Annotated in this window: 15 protein-coding genes and 7 tRNA genes; 2 read left to right on the forward strand and 20 right to left on the reverse strand. The window is 55.3% G+C overall.

Annotated elements, in window-relative coordinates; genetic code table 11:
* Nucleotides 1–114: 114 nt before the first annotated feature.
* Entirely contained in the window at nt 115–597 is a 483-nt protein-coding gene (locus P349_RS23460) for a zinc ribbon-containing protein (protein WP_023617134.1), read from the forward strand.
* Nucleotides 598–651: 54 nt separating this feature from the next.
* On the opposite strand, the gene rihA is transcribed toward P349_RS23460, so the two are convergent.
* The 10 genes from rihA to miaB all read right to left on the reverse strand — a co-directional run bounded on the left by rihA (nt 652) and on the right by miaB (nt 10,927).
* Nucleotides 652–1,593 (reverse strand): pyrimidine-specific ribonucleoside hydrolase RihA, encoded by a 942-nt coding sequence (gene rihA / locus P349_RS23455; RefSeq protein ID WP_032649552.1) that lies wholly within the window; start codon nt 1,591–1,593, stop codon nt 652–654.
* Between the two features lie 120 nt (nt 1,594–1,713).
* The gene (locus P349_RS23450) at nt 1,714–2,439 is read right to left on the reverse strand and encodes an amino acid ABC transporter ATP-binding protein (protein ID WP_014883001.1); all 726 of its coding nucleotides are present in this window, start codon (nt 2,437–2,439) and stop codon (nt 1,714–1,716) included.
* Complete coding sequence (gltK, locus tag P349_RS23445) at nt 2,439–3,113, reverse strand: glutamate/aspartate ABC transporter permease GltK (protein ID WP_032649550.1); 675 nt, start codon at nt 3,111–3,113, stop codon at nt 2,439–2,441. The genes P349_RS23450 and gltK overlap by 1 nt, the downstream gene beginning before the upstream one ends.
* The gene (gene gltJ / locus P349_RS23440) at nt 3,113–3,853 is read right to left on the reverse strand and encodes a glutamate/aspartate ABC transporter permease GltJ (protein ID WP_008501048.1); all 741 of its coding nucleotides are present in this window, start codon (nt 3,851–3,853) and stop codon (nt 3,113–3,115) included. Before gltJ ends, gltK begins: the two co-directional genes overlap by 1 nt.
* A gap of 155 nt (nt 3,854–4,008) precedes the next feature.
* Entirely contained in the window at nt 4,009–4,914 is a 906-nt protein-coding gene (locus P349_RS23435) for an amino acid ABC transporter substrate-binding protein (RefSeq protein ID WP_008501049.1), read from the reverse strand.
* A gap of 402 nt (nt 4,915–5,316) precedes the next feature.
* Complete coding sequence (gene lnt, locus P349_RS23430; protein WP_032649548.1) at nt 5,317–6,855, reverse strand: apolipoprotein N-acyltransferase; 1,539 nt, start codon at nt 6,853–6,855, stop codon at nt 5,317–5,319.
* Nucleotides 6,856–6,860: 5 nt separating this feature from the next.
* Nucleotides 6,861–7,739 (reverse strand): CNNM family magnesium/cobalt transport protein CorC, encoded by an 879-nt coding sequence (gene corC / locus P349_RS23425; RefSeq protein WP_021242574.1) that lies wholly within the window; start codon nt 7,737–7,739, stop codon nt 6,861–6,863.
* Between the two features lie 89 nt (nt 7,740–7,828).
* Complete coding sequence (ybeY, locus tag P349_RS23420) at nt 7,829–8,296, reverse strand: rRNA maturation RNase YbeY (RefSeq protein WP_032649547.1); 468 nt, start codon at nt 8,294–8,296, stop codon at nt 7,829–7,831.
* Nucleotides 8,293–9,339 carry a PhoH family protein gene (locus P349_RS23415; RefSeq protein WP_023310759.1) on the reverse strand — a complete coding sequence of 349 codons (1,047 nt, stop codon included), beginning with the start codon at nt 9,337–9,339 and terminating at the stop codon, nt 8,293–8,295. Before P349_RS23415 ends, ybeY begins: the two co-directional genes overlap by 4 nt.
* A gap of 163 nt (nt 9,340–9,502) precedes the next feature.
* Entirely contained in the window at nt 9,503–10,927 is a 1,425-nt protein-coding gene (miaB, locus tag P349_RS23410) for a tRNA (N6-isopentenyl adenosine(37)-C2)-methylthiotransferase MiaB (RefSeq protein ID WP_024907023.1), read from the reverse strand.
* A 135-nt stretch (nt 10,928–11,062) separates the two neighbouring features.
* Between miaB and ubiF the strand changes: the two genes are divergently transcribed.
* Nucleotides 11,063–12,238 carry a 3-demethoxyubiquinol 3-hydroxylase gene (ubiF, locus tag P349_RS23405; RefSeq protein ID WP_032649545.1) on the forward strand — a complete coding sequence of 392 codons (1,176 nt, stop codon included), beginning with the start codon at nt 11,063–11,065 and terminating at the stop codon, nt 12,236–12,238.
* 106 nt (nt 12,239–12,344) lie between these two features.
* On the opposite strand, the gene P349_RS23400 is transcribed toward ubiF, so the two are convergent.
* From P349_RS23400 to nagC, 10 genes are all read right to left on the reverse strand, one after another.
* Nucleotides 12,345–12,419, reverse strand: a tRNA-Gln gene (locus tag P349_RS23400).
* A gap of 37 nt (nt 12,420–12,456) precedes the next feature.
* Nucleotides 12,457–12,531 (reverse strand) — tRNA-Gln (locus tag P349_RS23395).
* A gap of 41 nt (nt 12,532–12,572) precedes the next feature.
* Nucleotides 12,573–12,649 (reverse strand) — tRNA-Met (locus P349_RS23390).
* Between the two features lie 17 nt (nt 12,650–12,666).
* A tRNA-Gln gene (locus P349_RS23385) sits at nt 12,667–12,741 on the reverse strand.
* Between the two features lie 32 nt (nt 12,742–12,773).
* Nucleotides 12,774–12,848: transfer RNA gene (locus P349_RS23380), tRNA-Gln, on the reverse strand.
* 23 nt (nt 12,849–12,871) lie between these two features.
* A tRNA-Leu gene (locus P349_RS23375) sits at nt 12,872–12,956 on the reverse strand.
* Between the two features lie 8 nt (nt 12,957–12,964).
* Nucleotides 12,965–13,041: transfer RNA gene (locus tag P349_RS23370), tRNA-Met, on the reverse strand.
* A 226-nt stretch (nt 13,042–13,267) separates the two neighbouring features.
* Complete coding sequence (asnB, locus tag P349_RS23365; protein ID WP_014069343.1) at nt 13,268–14,932, reverse strand: asparagine synthase B; 1,665 nt, start codon at nt 14,930–14,932, stop codon at nt 13,268–13,270.
* A gap of 249 nt (nt 14,933–15,181) precedes the next feature.
* Nucleotides 15,182–15,934: a ribonucleotide monophosphatase NagD gene (gene nagD, locus P349_RS23360; RefSeq protein ID WP_023310763.1), complete on the reverse strand. Its 753-nt coding sequence runs from the start codon at nt 15,932–15,934 to the stop codon at nt 15,182–15,184.
* Nucleotides 15,935–15,979: 45 nt separating this feature from the next.
* Entirely contained in the window at nt 15,980–17,200 is a 1,221-nt protein-coding gene (gene nagC, locus P349_RS23355) for a DNA-binding transcriptional regulator NagC (RefSeq protein ID WP_024907025.1), read from the reverse strand.

The following is a 17,200-nucleotide window of genomic DNA, read 5'->3' on the forward strand; positions in this document are numbered from 1 at the left end:
CCTTTCGCACAAATGCGCTTTGCAGGAATTTACCGGGTCTGTGCTTCACCTGACAAAGCGGCGATGAAATAAGGTCTATTATTAGAAATAGTTACTTACCCGGGAGGCAAAATGATGAACAAGGTTGCTCAATTTTACCGCGAACTGGTGGCGACACTGACGGAACGACTGCGTAACGGCGAGCGCGATATCGATGCGCTGGTGGAGCAGGCGCGTGCCCGCGTGTCGCAAACGGGTGAGTTAACGCGAACCGAAGTGGAAGAGGTGACGCGCGCCGTGCGTCGCGATCTGGAAGAGTTCGCGCGCAGCTACCAGGAGAGCCAGGAGGAGGTCACGGACAGCGTTTTCATGCGGGTGATTAAAGAGAGCCTGTGGCAGGAGCTGGCCGATATTACGGATAAAACGCAGCTGGAGTGGCGCGAGGTCTTTCAGGATTTGAACCACCATGGTGTGTACCACAGCGGTGAGGTGGTCGGGCTGGGAAATCTGGTGTGCGAGAATTGCCACCACCATATTGCGGTGTATACGCCGGAGGTTCTGTCGCTGTGCCCAAAATGCGGCCACGATCAGTTCCAGCGTCGTCCGTTTGAGCCCTAGGTAAAAGCGCAGGTTTGCTCCCTCTCCCCGTGGGAGAGGGCCGGAGTGAGGGCATCAGGCCGCACTATAGTAAGCCAGTCTCTCCGCCAGCAAATCCACAAACGCCTCCCGGTCGATGTCCACCATCACGGTAGTATTCGGCGTATTCCCCGTCAGCGAGTAATAATCCACCACCGTCATTCCCTGGGTGTATTTTCCCTGCGTTTCCACGCCAACCCAGCGGTCAACCGTGGTGAATATCTCAGGCTTTAACAGCCAGGCAATGGTGCACGGGTCGTGCAGGGGCGCGCCGTGGAATCCCCATTTCTCGGCTTTGTGATACTCCATAAAGAAGTCGAGCAGCTCGGCCACGGTTGTCGCGACCGGATTACCAACGGAGCGGAAGCGCTCAATGTCGTCCGCCATAATCTGCGCGCGATGGGTCACGTCCAGCCCCGCCATTACAATCGGTAAGCCGGACTGGAAGACAATCTCAGCTGCTTCCGGGTCGACAAAAATGTTGAACTCCGCCGCAGGGGTCCAGTTACCCAGCCCCATGGCCCCGCCCATGATGACGATACGGGCTATTTTGCTGTGCAGTTCAGGGTGGCTGTTCAGCAGCAGCGCGACGTTGGTTTGCGGCCCGGTAGCCACCAACGTCACGGGTTCCGCGCTCTCGCGCAGCACCTTCGCCATCAGCTCCACGGCGGTGCAGTTTTGCGGCGTGAAGCCCGGCTCCGGCAGCACCGGACCGTCCAGCCCGCTTTCACCATGCACGTTATCCGCGATAATTAATTCACGCATCAGGGGCTTGAGGGCTCCACCAGCGACGGGAATATCGGTGCGTTTGAGCAACGTCAGCATACGTAAAACGTTACACAGGGTTTTATCCGGCGTCTGGTTTCCGGCAGAAGAGGTGACGGCTTTGACGTCGAGTTCAGGGGAGGCAAGTGCAAGGACGAGCGCGATCGCGTCATCATGACCCGGATCGCAATCGAGAATAATAGGCTGTGCCATAGCGTTCTCCATACGTAGCGTTATTTTGTGACAAGGTTAACGCTGCAATGTGACGCCGACGAGAGGAAGTGAGTGAAAGCGTGAAGCAGTGCGCAATCCGCAGATTGCGCACCGGGAAGATTAGTGCAGGATTTTCGCGAGGAAATCTTTCGCACGCTCGGATTTCGGGTTAGCGAAGAACTCTTCTTTCGGCGAGTCTTCGACAATTTTCCCTTCGTCCATAAAGATCACGCGGTTTGCCACTTTACGGGCAAAGCCCATTTCGTGGGTCACCACCATCATCGTCATTCCTTCGTGCGCCAACTCGACCATCACGTCCAGCACTTCGTTGATCATCTCTGGATCGAGCGCCGACGTGGGCTCATCAAACAGCATGGCCACCGGATCCATGCACAGCGCGCGGGCGATCGCCACACGCTGCTGTTGGCCGCCAGAAAGCTGTGCCGGGAACTTATCGGCATGCGCAGAAAGCCCAACGCGTTCCAGGAGCTTCAGACCTTTCTCGCGCGACGCTTTTTTATCACGCTTAAGCACTTTTACCTGCGCCAGCGTGAGGTTCTCAATAATAGAGAGGTGAGGGAACAGCTCAAAATGCTGGAACACCATGCCAACGTGAGAGCGAAGCTGGGCGAGGTTGGTTTTCTTGTCGTTGACTTTAGTACCGTTGACGACGATCTCACCCTGCTGCACTGGCTCCAGCCCGTTGACGGTTTTGATCAGCGTCGATTTACCGGAACCTGACGGCCCGCACACTACCACCACGTCGCCTTTTTTCACTTCGGTGGAGCAGTCGGTCAGCACCTGAAAGTGCCCATACCATTTAGAAACATTTTTCAGGGAAATCATTATACCGTCCTTTTCTTCAGCCAGCTGACCAACAGCGACGCGCTTAAACTAATCACAAAATAGACCGCACCCGCGAAGAGCACCATCTCAACCTGCGTACCATCACGCTCACCGATGGTTGACGCGGTACGGAAGAAGTCTGCCAGGCTCAGAACGTAGACCAGCGAGGTATCCTGGAACAGCACGATACCCTGGGTCAGCAGGAGCGGAACCATGGCGCGAAACGCCTGCGGCAGAATAATGAGCTGCATGGACTGCCAGTGCGTCATCCCTAGCGCCAGCGCAGCGCTGGACTGTCCGCGGGAGATACTCTGAATGCCCGCTCGGATAATCTCTGAGTAGTAAGCGGCCTCAAACATCGAGAACGCTACCATCGCCGAGATCAGACGGATATCGGTTTTCGGCGACAGCCCCAGCACGTTCTGCAGGAAGCCGGGCACAATCAGGTAAAACCACAGCAGCACCATCACCAGCGGGATGGAGCGGAATACGTTAACGTAGGCGGTCGCGAACCAGGCGAGCGGCTTAAAGCTCGACAGTCGCATAACGGCCAGCAGAGTGCCCCAGACGATACCGACGATGATGGCAATAACGGTGATTTTTAAGGTAATCATCAGGCCATCAAGCAGGTAAGGCATGGATGGAACGATAGAACTCCAGTCAAATTCGTACATTATTTGCCCCCCATGTTGCCCGGCAGGCGAATTTTGCGTTCAACCAGGTTCATCACCAGCATGATGAAAGCGTTTATCAGAACATAGGCGAGCGTGATCGCGGTGAAGGATTCCCACGCGTGAGCGGAGTAATCCAGCAGCTTGCCCGCCTGCGCAGCCATATCGACCAGGCCGATGGTCGAGGCGATGGCCGAGTTTTTCACCAGGTTCATCATCTCGGAGGTCATCGGCGGAACGATGACGCGGTAGGCGTTAGGCAGCAGCACGTAGCGGTAGGTCTGTGGTAGGGTTAACCCCATCGCCAGACCCGCATTTTTTTGTCCACGGGGCAATGACTGAATGGCGGCACGCACCTGCTCGCAAACGCGCGCAGCGGTAAACAGCCCCAGACACATCATGGAGGAGACAAAGAACTGTACGTTCGGATCCAGTTCCGACTTGAACCACATGCCAATATTTTCCGGCAGCAGTTCCGGGATAACCAGATACCAGGTAAAGAACTGCACGATCAGCGGAACGTTACGGAACAGTTCCACATACAGGGTGCCGAGTGTTGAAAGAAAACGGTTAGGGACGGTGCGCAGAATACCGAACAAAGAACCGACAAGAAACGCGATGATCCACGCCGTTATCGATAATGCCACGGTGACCTGAAAGCCGCTCCACAGCCAGCCAAGATAGGTGGTGTTGCCGAACGGGGCTTGTTGCAGAAATATGCCCCAGTTCCAGTCGATTGACATAATAAACTCCAGAAAAAAAAGGGTAGCAGCGCTACCCTCGAAGATTGGTGAGAAGCTCATTTTTCGCGCTGAGTGGGGAACGACCACTCAACGTATAGTCTGTCCATGCTTCCCGACAATCGAGAGGGCAGGAGATCCCGCCCCTGTTGTTCTAATTAGTTAAGAGCCTTGTCATTTGGAGATTTGAACAGCGCTTTCATGTCGTCAGACAGTTCAAAATTCATGTTCAGGTTTTTAGGTGGAATCGGGTTCTTGAACCACTTGTCGAACCATTTTTCCGCTTCGCCGGAGGTCTGCACCTGAGCGATGGTGTCATCGATCAGCTTTTTGAACTGCGGGTCGTCTTTACGCAGCATACAGCCGTAGGCTTCTTTCGACTGCGCGGTGCCGACGATATCCCAGTTGTCAGGTTTCTTCGCTTTCGCACGCTCGCCCGCCAGCAGGGCATCATCCATCATAAACGCGACGGCACGACCGCTTTCCAGGGTACGGAAGGAGTCGCCATGGTCTTTCGCGCTGATGATGCGCATATCCATTTTTTTCTCGTCGTTCAGCTTGTGCAGCAGCACTTCTGAGGTGGTACCGGAGGTGACAACAACCGCTTTGCCTTTCAGATCAGCGAAGTCTTTAATCTCGCCGCCTTTCTTCGTCAGCAGACGGGTGCCCACGACAAAGATGGTATCCGAGAAGGCAGCCTGCTTCTGACGCTCAAGGTTGTTGGTGGTGGAGCCACACTCGAAGTCAAAGGTGCCGTTTTGCAACAGTGGAATACGGTTTTGTGAAGTGATAGGGATCAGCTTCACCTGCAGGTCAGGTTTGTTCAGCTTTTTCTTCACGGCTTCAACGATAGCGTTGGAGTAATCCTGTGAATAGCCCACGACTTTTTGCGTGTTGTCGTAGTAAGAGAACGGGACAGAAGATTCACGGTGGCCGACCACGATGACGCCGTTTTTGGCAATCTTGTCGAGAGTGCTGCCTGCTGCAGGCGCATCTTCAGCGTGAACCACGCCAGCAGACATTCCCATAACCAGCATTGCTGTGGCCAGTTTACGTAATTGCATACCCAACTCCTTTTTTATCAGCGCCAGCGACGCATTGATACCCATTGTGATGTTGTTATATCTCGCGCAATGCGAGTGCAGTGTTATGCAAGCTTGTTAACATTTAGTCTGGCTTAATGTAAAGATTTTGCTGCGTTATTGTTTATTTTTGCGAAGCGCGCCGCACCATTCAGAGGCAAATATCTCCCGTTGCACCGTTTCGGTGCTACCGATGATCTACGCTGGTGCGACAAAGTTGCACATCAAGCCAAACTGCGTTTACCTGAATAAACAAAGCAATAGGCGTGCCAGAATGGGCATTTGGAGGGAATTGTCGGGTGGCGGCTACGCCTTACCCGACCTACGGGAGCAAAAATGTAGGCCAGGTAAGGCGTAGCCGCCACCCGGCAACAGAAGGGAAGGTTATTTACGACGCTGACGCAGGCTCATCAGCACCGCGCCAAAGCTGAACAGCGCGGTCAGTATCCACAGCGACCAGTTGCCGGTACGGGCGTATGGCGTCAGTCCCGTGGTTGGCGTGACGTTAGCGGTCAGTACCTCACGGGTAAACTGCGGGATCATCGCCTGAATTTCACCCTGAGGACCAATCACGGCGGTGATGCCGTTGTTGGTGCTGCGCAGCAGCGGACGTGCCAGCTCCAGGGAGCGCATACGAGCCATCTGGAAGTGCTGCCACGGGCCGATTGACTTACCAAACCAGGCATCGTTGGAGATAGTCAGCAGATAGTCCGTATCCGGGCGGAAGTTATCACGCACCTGCTCGCCGAGAATGATTTCGTAGCAGATGGCCGGCGTCAGGGCAGCGCCGTGCGCGTGCAGCTGAGGCTGAACGTACGGTCCGCGGCTGAAGGAGGACATCGGCAAATCAAAGAACGGGGCCAGCGGGCGCAGAATCGATTCCAGCGGCACAAATTCACCAAATGGCACCAGGTGGTTCTTGTTGTACCGGTCAGTGGAGTGGTAGCTGTATTCGCTGTCTTTGCCGAGCGTAATGATGGTGTTGTAGGTGTCGTAGCGGTTCTGCTGATTCAGACGCGCATCGACAATCCCGGTGATCAGCGTGCTGCCGCGGGCCAGCAGCAGATCGTTCATCATATTGAGGAACGGCTGCTGGTTAATTTCCAGATCGGGGATCGCAGACTCCGGCCAGATAATCAGCTGCGATTTACCCATCACCTCTTCGGTGGCGTTGGCGTAGATCTTCAGCGTATTCAGCAGCTCTTTTTCGTCCCACTTCATGGACTGCGGGATATTCCCCTGCACCATGGAAACCCGCATGGCGCGATCGGGTTCAGGCGTGAACCACTGGATATAGCGCAGCGGGAAGGGCAGGGCGAACAGCACCAGCGCCACAGCCAGCGGTTTCCAGCCGCGCGTGACCAGCGCTAATACCAGCAGGCCGCTCACGACCATCAGCAGGAAGTTGATAGCTTCAACACCCATTAGCGGTGCCAGGCCTTTCAGCGGGCCGTCAATCTGGCTGTAGCCGAACTGCAGCCACGGGAAGCCGGTCAGCACCCAGCCGCGCAGGAACTCGGTTACCTGCCAGACCACCGGCGCGGCAATGGCGACGCGCAGCCAGTTGGTTTTGGGCCACAGGCGAGAAAGGATGCCGGCGAACAGACCGGTATAGAGCGAGAGATAGGCGGCGAGCAGTACCACCAGGAAGACGTTTACCGGGCCAGGCATACCGCCAAACTGGGCGATGCTGACATAAACCCAGTTGATGCCTGAGCCAAACAGCCCCAGCCCCCAGAAGTAGCCGATAGCGGCAGCCTGTACCGGACGACGGTTCAGGGTCAGACCCTGAAGCCCCATCAGGGAGAGAATGGCCGCGGGCCAGATATCGTAAGGAGAAAAAGCCAGCGTACCGCTGGCTCCGAGTAACAGCGCCAGCAGCAAACGGACGCGCTGGCGTTCAAGCAATGGGGCAAATGCCATTTACATTAATCTTCCAGTTTTGGCACCGGTGAGTCGTCCGGCGTTCTGACGTGAACCTGTATAATACGTCGGCTGTCGGCCATGGCTACTTTGAACTGGTAACCGTCGATGTCAACGGTCTCTCCACGCGCCGGGAGGTGGCCAAAGGCCTGCATCACCAGCCCGCCAATGGTATCGACCTCTTCATCGCTGAAGTGGGTTCCGAAGGCGTCGTTGAAGTCTTCGATGGAGGCCAGCGCGCGCACGGTCCAGGTGTGGCGGCTAAGCTGACGGAAGTCGATATCTTCTTCTTCGTCGTACTCGTCTTCGATTTCGCCCACGATCAGCTCAAGGATATCCTCGATCGTGACCAGACCGGAAACGCCACCAAATTCATCAATAACAATCGCCATGTGGTAACGCTGAGAGCGAAACTCTTTCAGCATCCGATCCACACGTTTACTTTCCGGCACAACCACGGCCTGGCGTAACACTTTTTCCATGCTGAAGGCTTCGGCATCGCTGCGCATAAACGGCAGCAGATCTTTCGCCATCAAAATCCCTTCGATGTGATCTTTGTCTTCGCTGATGACCGGGAAACGCGAGTGGGCGGATTCGATGATCACATCGAGGCACTCGTCCAGCGTCTGGTTACGTTTCAGGGTGATCATCTGCGAGCGGGGGATCATGATATCGCGAACGCGCTGGTCGGCGATGTCCATAACCCCTTCGAGCATTTCGCGCGTATCTTCGTCGATAAGGTCGTTCTGCCCGGAATCACGAATCAGCTCCAGCAGTTCATCACGGTTTTTCGGTTCGCCGTGGAAAAGCTGGTTCAGAATGAGGGAGAAAAATCCCTTTTTACTGGTTGTCGTGTCGCTACTGTGTGAATTGTCGTCGCTCATGGCGTTTGTTAAGGGTTCTCTTGTTAGTTCAACGTTTACCGCCACGCGATGTCCTTTCGTGGCGGCAGGGGAGTCCGTCAGGTGACGGACTATTCTTTCTCGGCAATGTACGGATCCTCATAGCCCAGAGCAAGCATTATCTCTGTCTCGAGGGACTCCATCTCTTCCGCTTCGTCGTCTTCAATATGATCGTAGCCGAGCAGATGCAGGCTGCCGTGTACCACCATATGCGCCCAGTGGGCCTCAAGCGGCTTTTGCTGCTCTTTGGCTTCCTGCTCAACCACCTGACGGCAGATGATCAGATCGCCCAGCAGCGGCATCTCGATGCCCGGCGGCGCTTCGAACGGGAAAGAGAGCACGTTGGTCGGCTTATCTTTCCCGCGATAGGTCAGGTTAAGCTCATGGCTTTCCGCTTCATCCACCAGGCGAATCGTAACTTCTGATTCTTCCTGAAACTGAGGAATAACGGCATCCAGCCATGTCTGAAACTGTGCCTCATCTGGCATGCCGGAATTGTTTTCACAGGCCAGCTGTAAATCGAGGATCACCTGACTCATTTCTGTTCTTGCTCCTGCGCTTCGCGCTTACGTTCTGCGGCCAGTTCGGCCTTACGCTTCTGATCCGCCTCTTCCCAGGCTTCATAGGCATTAACGATACGCGCGACCACCGGGTGGCGTACCACGTCTTCACTGTGGAAGAAGTTAAAGCTGATTTCGTCGACCTCGGCCAGCACCTCAATGGCGTGGCGCAGGCCGGATTTGGTGCTGCGCGGCAGGTCAATCTGAGTGACGTCGCCGGTAATCACCGCTTTCGAGTTAAAGCCAATACGCGTCAGGAACATCTTCATCTGTTCAATGGTGGTGTTCTGGCTCTCATCGAGAATGATGAACGCATCATTCAGCGTACGGCCGCGCATGTAGGCGAGCGGGGCAACTTCGATAACGTTACGTTCAATGAGCTTCTCGACCTTCTCAAAGCCCAGCATTTCGAACAGCGCATCGTATAAAGGACGCAGATAAGGGTCGACCTTCTGGCTCAGATCGCCTGGCAGGAAGCCCAGTTTTTCACCCGCCTCAACGGCCGGACGGGTCAGCAGAATTCGACGGATTTCCTGACGCTCCAGCGCATCGACCGCCGCGGCAACGGCGAGATAGGTTTTACCCGTCCCCGCCGGACCCACCCCGAAGGTGATGTCGTGGTCGAGGATATTGGCGATGTACTGCGCCTGGTTTGGCGTACGCGGCTTAATGACGCCACGTTTGGTCTTGATGTTAATGGCCTTGCCGTAGTCCGGGACGCTCTCCGCGCTCTGCTCAAGCACGCGCGCCTCTTTAATCGCGAGGTGGATCTGTTCCGGTTCGATATCCTGCGTTTCGCCGCGCATTGGGGCGGTATCAACATACAGGCTACGCAGAATATCCGCAGCGGCGTTGACGCAGATAGGGCGTCCGGTAAGTTTGAAATGATTATCGCGACGATTGATTTCGATACCCAGACGTCGCTCCAGTTGTTTGATATTGTCATCAAACGGCCCGCACAGGCTCAGCAGGCGAGCGTTGTCTGCTGGCTCAAGGCTAATTTCACGCGTATCTATGTTCAAACTGTTCCTCTTTAATTGGTTAACCGATCCGTTGCGACAGGACGTAATAAAACGGTCATTACCGAAATTATTCACGCCACAGAATAAAGGCGCAAGCGTTGCGGAAGATATTGGGGACGATGAGAGGAAATACAAGGCCTGCCGGAAGGGCAGGCCATGAGGATTAAGGCTGGTAAATCCCAACGCCAGAATCGTTTTCTTTACGGGTACGCGAGATCACTGATTCCGGTGACTCGGCAATGCGCAGGCCCATTTCGTCCTCGGTGCGGACTACCTTCGCGCGCAGCGAGTTGGTCAGCACTTCGACAATCTCGACGTCTACGAATTTACCGATCATATCCGGGGTGCCTTCAAAGTTCACCACGCGGTTGTTCTCGGTACGACCGGACAGTTCCATAATGCTCTTGCGTGAGGTGCCTTCCACCAGAATGCGCTGAACGGTGCCGAGCATGCGGCGGCTCCAGGCGTTGGCTTGCTGAAGGATACGCTCCTGCAGAATATACAGACGCTGTTTCTTCTCTTCTTCCGGAACATCGTCAACCATATCGGCCGCAGGTGTTCCAGGACGCGCAGAGAAGATGAAGCTGTAGCTGACGTCAAAATTCACTTCACCGATGAGCTTCATGGTGCGCTCGAAGTCATCAGCGGTTTCGCCAGGGAAGCCGACGATAAAGTCGGAGCTAATCTGGATATCCGGACGCGCTTCACGCAGCTTGCGGATGGTGGACTTGTACTCCAGCACCGTATGCGGGCGGCCCATCAGGTTCAGCACGCGGTCAGAGCCGCACTGAATCGGCAGGTGCAGGAAGCTCACCAGCTCTGGCGTATCGCGATAGACGTCAATAATGTCGTCGGTAAATTCCATCGGATGGCTGGTGGTAAAGCGAATGCGGTCGATACCGTCAATCGCGGCCACCAGACGCAGCAGTTCGGCAAAGCTGCCGGTGGTGCCGTCGTAGTTTTCCCCGCGCCAGGCGTTAACGTTCTGGCCCAGCAGGTTCACTTCGCGAACGCCCTGCGCGGCAAGCTGTGCGATTTCAAACAGAATGTCATCTGCCGGGCGGCTGACCTCTTCACCACGGGTGTACGGTACCACGCAGTAAGTACAGTATTTGTTGCAGCCTTCCATGATTGAGACGAAGGCGGTCGGGCCATCGGCGCGCGGCTCAGGCAGACGGTCAAACTTTTCGATTTCCGGGAAGCTAACGTCAACGACCGGGCTGCGGTTGCCGCGAACCTGATTGATCATCTCGGGCAGGCGGTGCAGGGTCTGAGGGCCAAAGACAATATCCACATACGGGGCTCTCTGGCGGATCAGCTTGCCTTCCTGCGACGCAACGCAGCCACCCACGCCGATGATCAGGTCCGGATTTTTTCGCTTGAGAAGCTTCCAGCGGCCTAACACGTGAAAGACTTTTTCCTGCGCTTTTTCACGAATCGAACAGGTGTTCAGCAGCAGCACGTCCGCTTCTTTCACATTTTCTGTCAGCTGGTATCCGTGGGTTGAATCCAGCAGATCGGCCATCTTGGATGAATCGTATTCGTTCATCTGACAGCCCCAGGTTTTTATATGGAGTTTTTTAGTCATCGACTTGCTCAGCTCAGGATTGCAAGCCGCGTATTGTAATGCTTTGGTGGGGTTGTGACCAGTATGAAGGTTATGTGTCTCAGGACCGCAAAAATCCGGTAAACTTAAGGGATTCTCCAATAAGGAAAATTGACCATGACACTCCTACACACCGAAGTTGCCGTTGTCGGCGGCGGTATGGTCGGCGGCGCGCTGGCGCTGGGGCTGGCGCAGCAGGGATTTGAGGTAACGGTAATCGAACAGGCGGCTCCGCCGGCCTTCGATCCCGCCAGCAAACCGGATGTGCGCATTTCCGCGATCAGCGCAGCGTCCGTCGATCTGCTGCGCGGGCTGGGCGTCTGGGAGGCGGTGCTGGCAATGCGCGCCCATCCTTACAGCCGTCTTGAAACCTGGGAGTGGGAAAATGCCCACGTTGCGTTTGATGCCGCTGAGCTGAAGCTGCCGCGCCTGGGTTATATGGTGGAAAACAATGTGCTCCAGCTGGCGCTCTGGCAGGCGCTGGAGACACATCCGAAGGTGACGCTGCGTTTTCCGGCCTCGATTAAGGCACTGCATCCTCACGAGAGCGGCTATCTACTGACGCTCGACAGCGGCGATGAGCTGTCCGTGAAGCTGGTCGTTGGGGCGGACGGCGCTAACTCGCAGGTCAGACAGATGGCGGGTATCGGGGTTCATGCCTGGCAGTACGAGCAGTCCTGCATGCTGATTACCGTCGAGTGCGAGAATGCACCGGGAGAAAGCACCTGGCAGCACTTTACGCCGAACGGTCCGCACGCCTTTTTACCGCTGTTTGATAATTGGGCGTCGCTGGTGTGGTACGACAAACCGGCGCGTATTCGCCAGCTGCAGGGGCTTTCAATGGAACAATTGCAGCGGGAAATCCGCCTGCACTTCCCGAGCCGCCTGGGCAACGTTACGCCGGTCGCCGCCGGGGCGTTCCCGCTCACGCGCCGTCACGCTTTGCAGTATGCCCGTGAAGGGCTGGCGCTGGTGGGCGATGCGGCACACACCATTCATCCGCTGGCCGGGCAGGGTGTGAACCTGGGATATCGCGACGTCGATGCGTTACTGGATGTGCTGGGCAGCGCCCGCGGACACGCGGAAAACTGGGCCAGCCATCAGGTGCTAAAGCGTTACCAGACGCGGCGAATGGCGGACAATTTCATCATGCAGTCGGGAATGGATCTGTTCTATGCCGGGTTCAGCAATGACCTGGCCCCGGTGCGCATTCTGCGTAATATTGGCCTGATGGCAGCGGAACGCGCCGGTGGTCTGAAGCGTCAGGCCCTGAAGTACGCCCTCGGACTCTAAACTTTTTTCCCTCTCCCCGTGGGAGAGGGCTAGGGTGAGGGCATCAGGCCGCACAATTCTGTACAAAAACAAAAAAGCCCGCAGAGCGGGCTTTTTTGTTACTAAGTGGCTGGGGTGCAGGGATTCGAACCCCGGAATGCTGGTATCAGAAACCAGAGCCTTACCGCTTGGCGACACCCCAATTGCGTTAAACAAACTGCTTAACGACTTTTTTAAATTGGCTGGGGTACGAGGATTCGAACCTCGGAATGCCGGAATCAGAATCCGGTGCCTTACCGCTTGGCGATACCCCAACAATTTTTTTCATTACCGAACAACATCGATAATCTAAATTTGGTGGCTACGACGGGATTCGAACCTGTGACCCCATCATTATGAGTGATGTGCTCTAACCAACTGAGCTACGTAGCCAGTACTGCAATCTTCGATGGCTGGGGTACCTGGATTCGAACCAGGGAATGCCGGTATCAAAAACCGGTGCCTTACCGCTTGGCGATACCCCAATACCGCGGAGAACCGCAAAATCGAAGAAATATGGCTGGGGTACCTGGATTCGAACCAGGGAATGCCGGTATCAAAAACCGGTGCCTTACCGCTTGGCGATACCCCATCCGTGCAACGCTTACCCGGGAATGGTGCGGGAGGCGAGACTTGAACTCGCACACCTTGCGGCGCCAGAACCTAAATCTGGTGCGTCTACCAATTTCGCCACTCCCGCAAAAAAGATGGTGGCTACGACGGGATTCGAACCTGTGACCCCATCATTATGAGTGATGTGCTCTAACCAACTGAGCTACGTAGCCATCTTTTTTCGCGTTACCTTATCGGCGTTGCGGGGCGCATTATGCGTATAGACCCTTGCAGCGTCAACACCTTTTTCAACGAAAATAGCCGGAATGTGACTGTTTGGTTAGGTTGCGAACAGCGTGACCGAATATTCGGCAATTATTGGTTATTAATCGTTTTTAGCTGTGCAAAAGCGGGGCAAAAAAAATCAGGCCCCGCAGGGCCTGATGATGAAATACGCGATTATTTGTAGGCTGACTGGTGAACGCCTACCGCACGTCCTGACGGATCGTTCATGGATTTGAACGATTCATCCCATTCAATCGCTTTGGCAGACGAGCAGGCGACGGACGGGCCACCCGGCACACACTCCGCAGCGCTCGGTACCGGGAACAATTCTTCAAAAATTTCACGGTAGAGATATGCTTCTTTCGAACCCGGCGTGTTGTACGGGAAGCGGAAGCTTGCGGTTTCCAGCTGTTGGTCAGAAACCTGTTTCGCCGCGACCTCTTTCAGGGTGTCGATCCAGCTATAACCTACGCCATCAGAGAACTGCTCTTTCTGACGCCACGCCACGCTCGCCGGCAGGTAGGATTCAAAACATTCACGCAGGATATGTTTTTCCATTTTACCGTTGCCGCACATCTTGTCCTGCGGGTTGATGCGCATCGCCACGTCGAGGAATTTCTTATCCAGGAACGGCACGCGCGCTTCCACGCCCCAGGCGGACATCGCTTTGTTGGCACGCGCACAGTCGAACATGTGCAACGCCTGCAGTTTGCGCACGGTCTCTTCGTGCAGCTCTTTGGCATTCGGCGCTTTGTGGAAGTACAGGTAGCCGCCAAACACTTCGTCAGAACCTTCACCGGAGAGCACCATCTTGATGCCCATCGCTTTGATCTTACGTGACATCAGGTACATCGGGGTCGAGGCGCGGATGGTGGTCACGTCATAGGTTTCAATGTGATAGATCACATCGCGGATCGCATCCAGACCTTCCTGCACGGTGAAATGAATTTCATGGTGCACGGTCCCCAGGTGGTTTGCCACTTCCTGCGCGGCTTTCAGATCAGGTGCGCCTTCCAGGCCCACGGCAAAGGAGTGCAGCTGTGGCCACCAGGCTTCTGAGCGCTCCTGATCTTCCACGCGACGGGCCGCGAATTTCTTGGTGATCGCGGAGATCACGGAGGAGTCCAGACCGCCAGAGAGCAGCACGCCGTACGGCACGTCGGACATCAGGTGGCTTTTCACGGAATCTTCCAGCGCCTGACGCAGCTCGGCTTTGTCCGTGACGTTGTCTTTTACCGCGTCGAAATCGAACCAGTCACGCTGATAATATTGACGGATCTCGCCGTCTTTGCTCCACAGGTAGCTGCCTGCCGGGAACTCTTTGATGGTGCGGCAGACCGGTACCAGGGCTTTCATTTCAGAAGCAACGTAGAAGTTGCCATGCTCATCGTGGCCCATGTACAGCGGGATAATGCCGATATGGTCGCGGCCAATCAGGTAAGCGTCTTTTTCGCTGTCGTACAGCGCGAAGGCGAACATGCCCTGCAGGTCGTCCAGGAACTCAGGCCCTTTCTCCTGATAAAGCGCCAGGATCACTTCACAGTCAGAACCGGTCTGGAACGCGTAGCGGTCGCCGTATTCGGCGCGCAGCGCCTGGTGGTTGTAGATCTCACCGTTGACAGCCAGCGCGTGCGTTTTTTTCTCGTTATACAGCGGCTGTGCACCGGCGTTGACGTCAACAATAGACAGACGTTCGTGAGCCAGAATCGCTTTGTCACTGGCGTAAACGCCTGACCAGTCCGGTCCGCGATGGCGCATCAGGCGGGACAGTTCGAGTGCCTTTTTACGCAGTTCGCCTGCGTCAGTTTTAATATCCAGTACGCCAAAAATTGAACACATAACCTTCTCCGTTAACCCTGTTGCTTTGTAATGTTGCTTGCTTATGAAAATGCCGCAAAGGGGCAGGGCGCGCAAGCGTTTTACGGGTGAAAACGGAAATAGTGCAATGGCGGTTGCCGATCTGTGAAAAATGCGTATGTCGTGAGCACTTTTATTGATGATTATGCAATGAAAGTGCTTTTCCGTTAGATGCAGTTGTGTTTTGCAGGCGAGAAAATAAAAAACCACGCCCTGAGGCGTGGTTCGGAATCAGATAATGTCGATTTCGTCGACGGAGGGGTAAATCCAGCTTGGCCGGAACGGCATCGAATCAATGTCATCAAGCTGAGAGACGCCAGAGAGGACCAGAATCGTCTCCAGACCCGCCTGGAAACCGGCCAGAATATCGGTGCGCAGGTTGTCGCCGACAATCACGGTTTCTTCAGAGTGGGCCTGCATTTTATTTAGCGCGGCACGAATGATCCACGGGCTCGGTTTCCCGACAACGAACGGCTGACGACCAGAGATTTTTTCGATACCGGCACACAGCGCGCCACAGGCCGGATAAAAACCGCGGCCGTGGGTATCCGGGTTGGTGGCGATAAAGCGCGCACCGCTGGCGACAAAGTATGCAGCTTTATGCATCATCTCCCAGTTAAAGGATCGCGTTTCGCCAACAATCACAAAGTCCGGGTTGACGTCGGTGATGGTAAAGCCCGCTTTGTATAGTTCATGGATCAGCGCACCTTCACCCACCACGTAGGCTTTTTTCCCTTCCTGACGCTTCAGAAAATCCGCCGTGGCCATCGCCGAGGTATAAAACACGCTGTCCGGGACATCTACACCCGCCGTGGCAAAGCGGTTTGCCAGATCCTGACCGGTCTGAGAAGGGTAGTTCGTGAGAAGAACCAGAGGCATTCCTTTGTCGATGATGCGGTGAAGAAACTCCGCAGCACCCGGCACGGCAACGTTGTCGTGCATCAGCACGCCGTCGATATCACAAATTACATTCTTAATGGTCATGGACAGTCCGACATTAAAAAAAGAAGGCGTTACTATAAGGTCCGATCAACTTTCCAGCAAATGCTGCAGCAGAATTCCGTTGAGCATGGCGCGTTTGACCAGCGCGAACGCGCCAATCGCCGAGCGATGGTCAAGCTTTGAACGAACCACCGGAAGATTCTGGCGGAATGCTTTCAGCGCCTGGGTGTTAATACAGCCTTCAATCGCGGGGAGCAGTACCTTCTCCGCTTCCACAATTTCACCGGCGATCACCACTTTTTGTGGGTTAAACAGGTTAATGGCGATGGCGATAGTTTTCCCCAGATGACGCCCCACCTGCTCGATTACTTCGCAGGCCAGCGCGTCGCCTTTATTAGCGGCTTTGCAGATGGTGCCTATTTTGCAGTCGTCCAGCGTGACGCGGCTTTGGTAACCCTGTTCAAGCAGATGGCGAACGCGCTGCTCGATGGCCGTGTTGGCGGCGATGGTTTCAAGACAGCCGAAATTGCCGCAGTGGCAGCGCTCCCCAAGGGGCTCAACCTGAATGTGGCCAATCTCACCGACGTTACCGTTGCGACCAATAAAAATACGGCCGTTAGAGATAATGCCCGCGCCCGTTCCGCGGTGAACGCGCACCAGAATAGAGTCTTCACAGTCCTGGCTCGCACCAAAGTAGTGCTCCGCCAGCGCCAGCGAGCGAATATCGTGGCCCACAAAGCAGGTCACTTTAAAACGCTTTTCCAGCGCATCGACCAGCCCCCAGTTTTCAACCGGAATGTGCGGCATATAGCGGATCACGCCGCTTTCCGGGTCGACCAGACCGGGCAGAATTACGGAGATGGCGATGAGTTCGCGGATCTTGCGCTGACAGCTTTCAATAAACTGCGCGATGGTATTCAGCAGCGCATGCTCCAGCGTCTCCTGGGTGCGCTCCGGAAGAGGGTAGTGCTCTTCCGCGATGGCTTTACTGCTCAGATCGTATAGCGTGAGCGTGGTGTCATGACGGCCCAGACGGACGCCAATTGCCTGAAAATTTCGGGTTTCAGTAATAATGGAGATGGCGCGACGGCCTCCGGTGGAGGCCTGCTGATCGACTTCTTTGATCAGACCGCGCTCAATAAGCTGGCGGGTAATTTTTGTCACGCTGGCGGGTGCAAGCTGGCTTTGTTCGGCTATCTGAATTCGCGAGATGGGTCCGTGTTGGTCAATCAGGCGATATACCGCCGCACTGTTAAGTTGTTTAACGAGATCGACATTACCGATTTGAGCTTGTCCGCCAGGTGTCAT

It is taken from the genome of Enterobacter sp. DC4 (assembly GCF_000568095.1).
GTDB lineage: Bacteria > Pseudomonadota > Gammaproteobacteria > Enterobacterales > Enterobacteriaceae > Enterobacter > Enterobacter pseudoroggenkampii.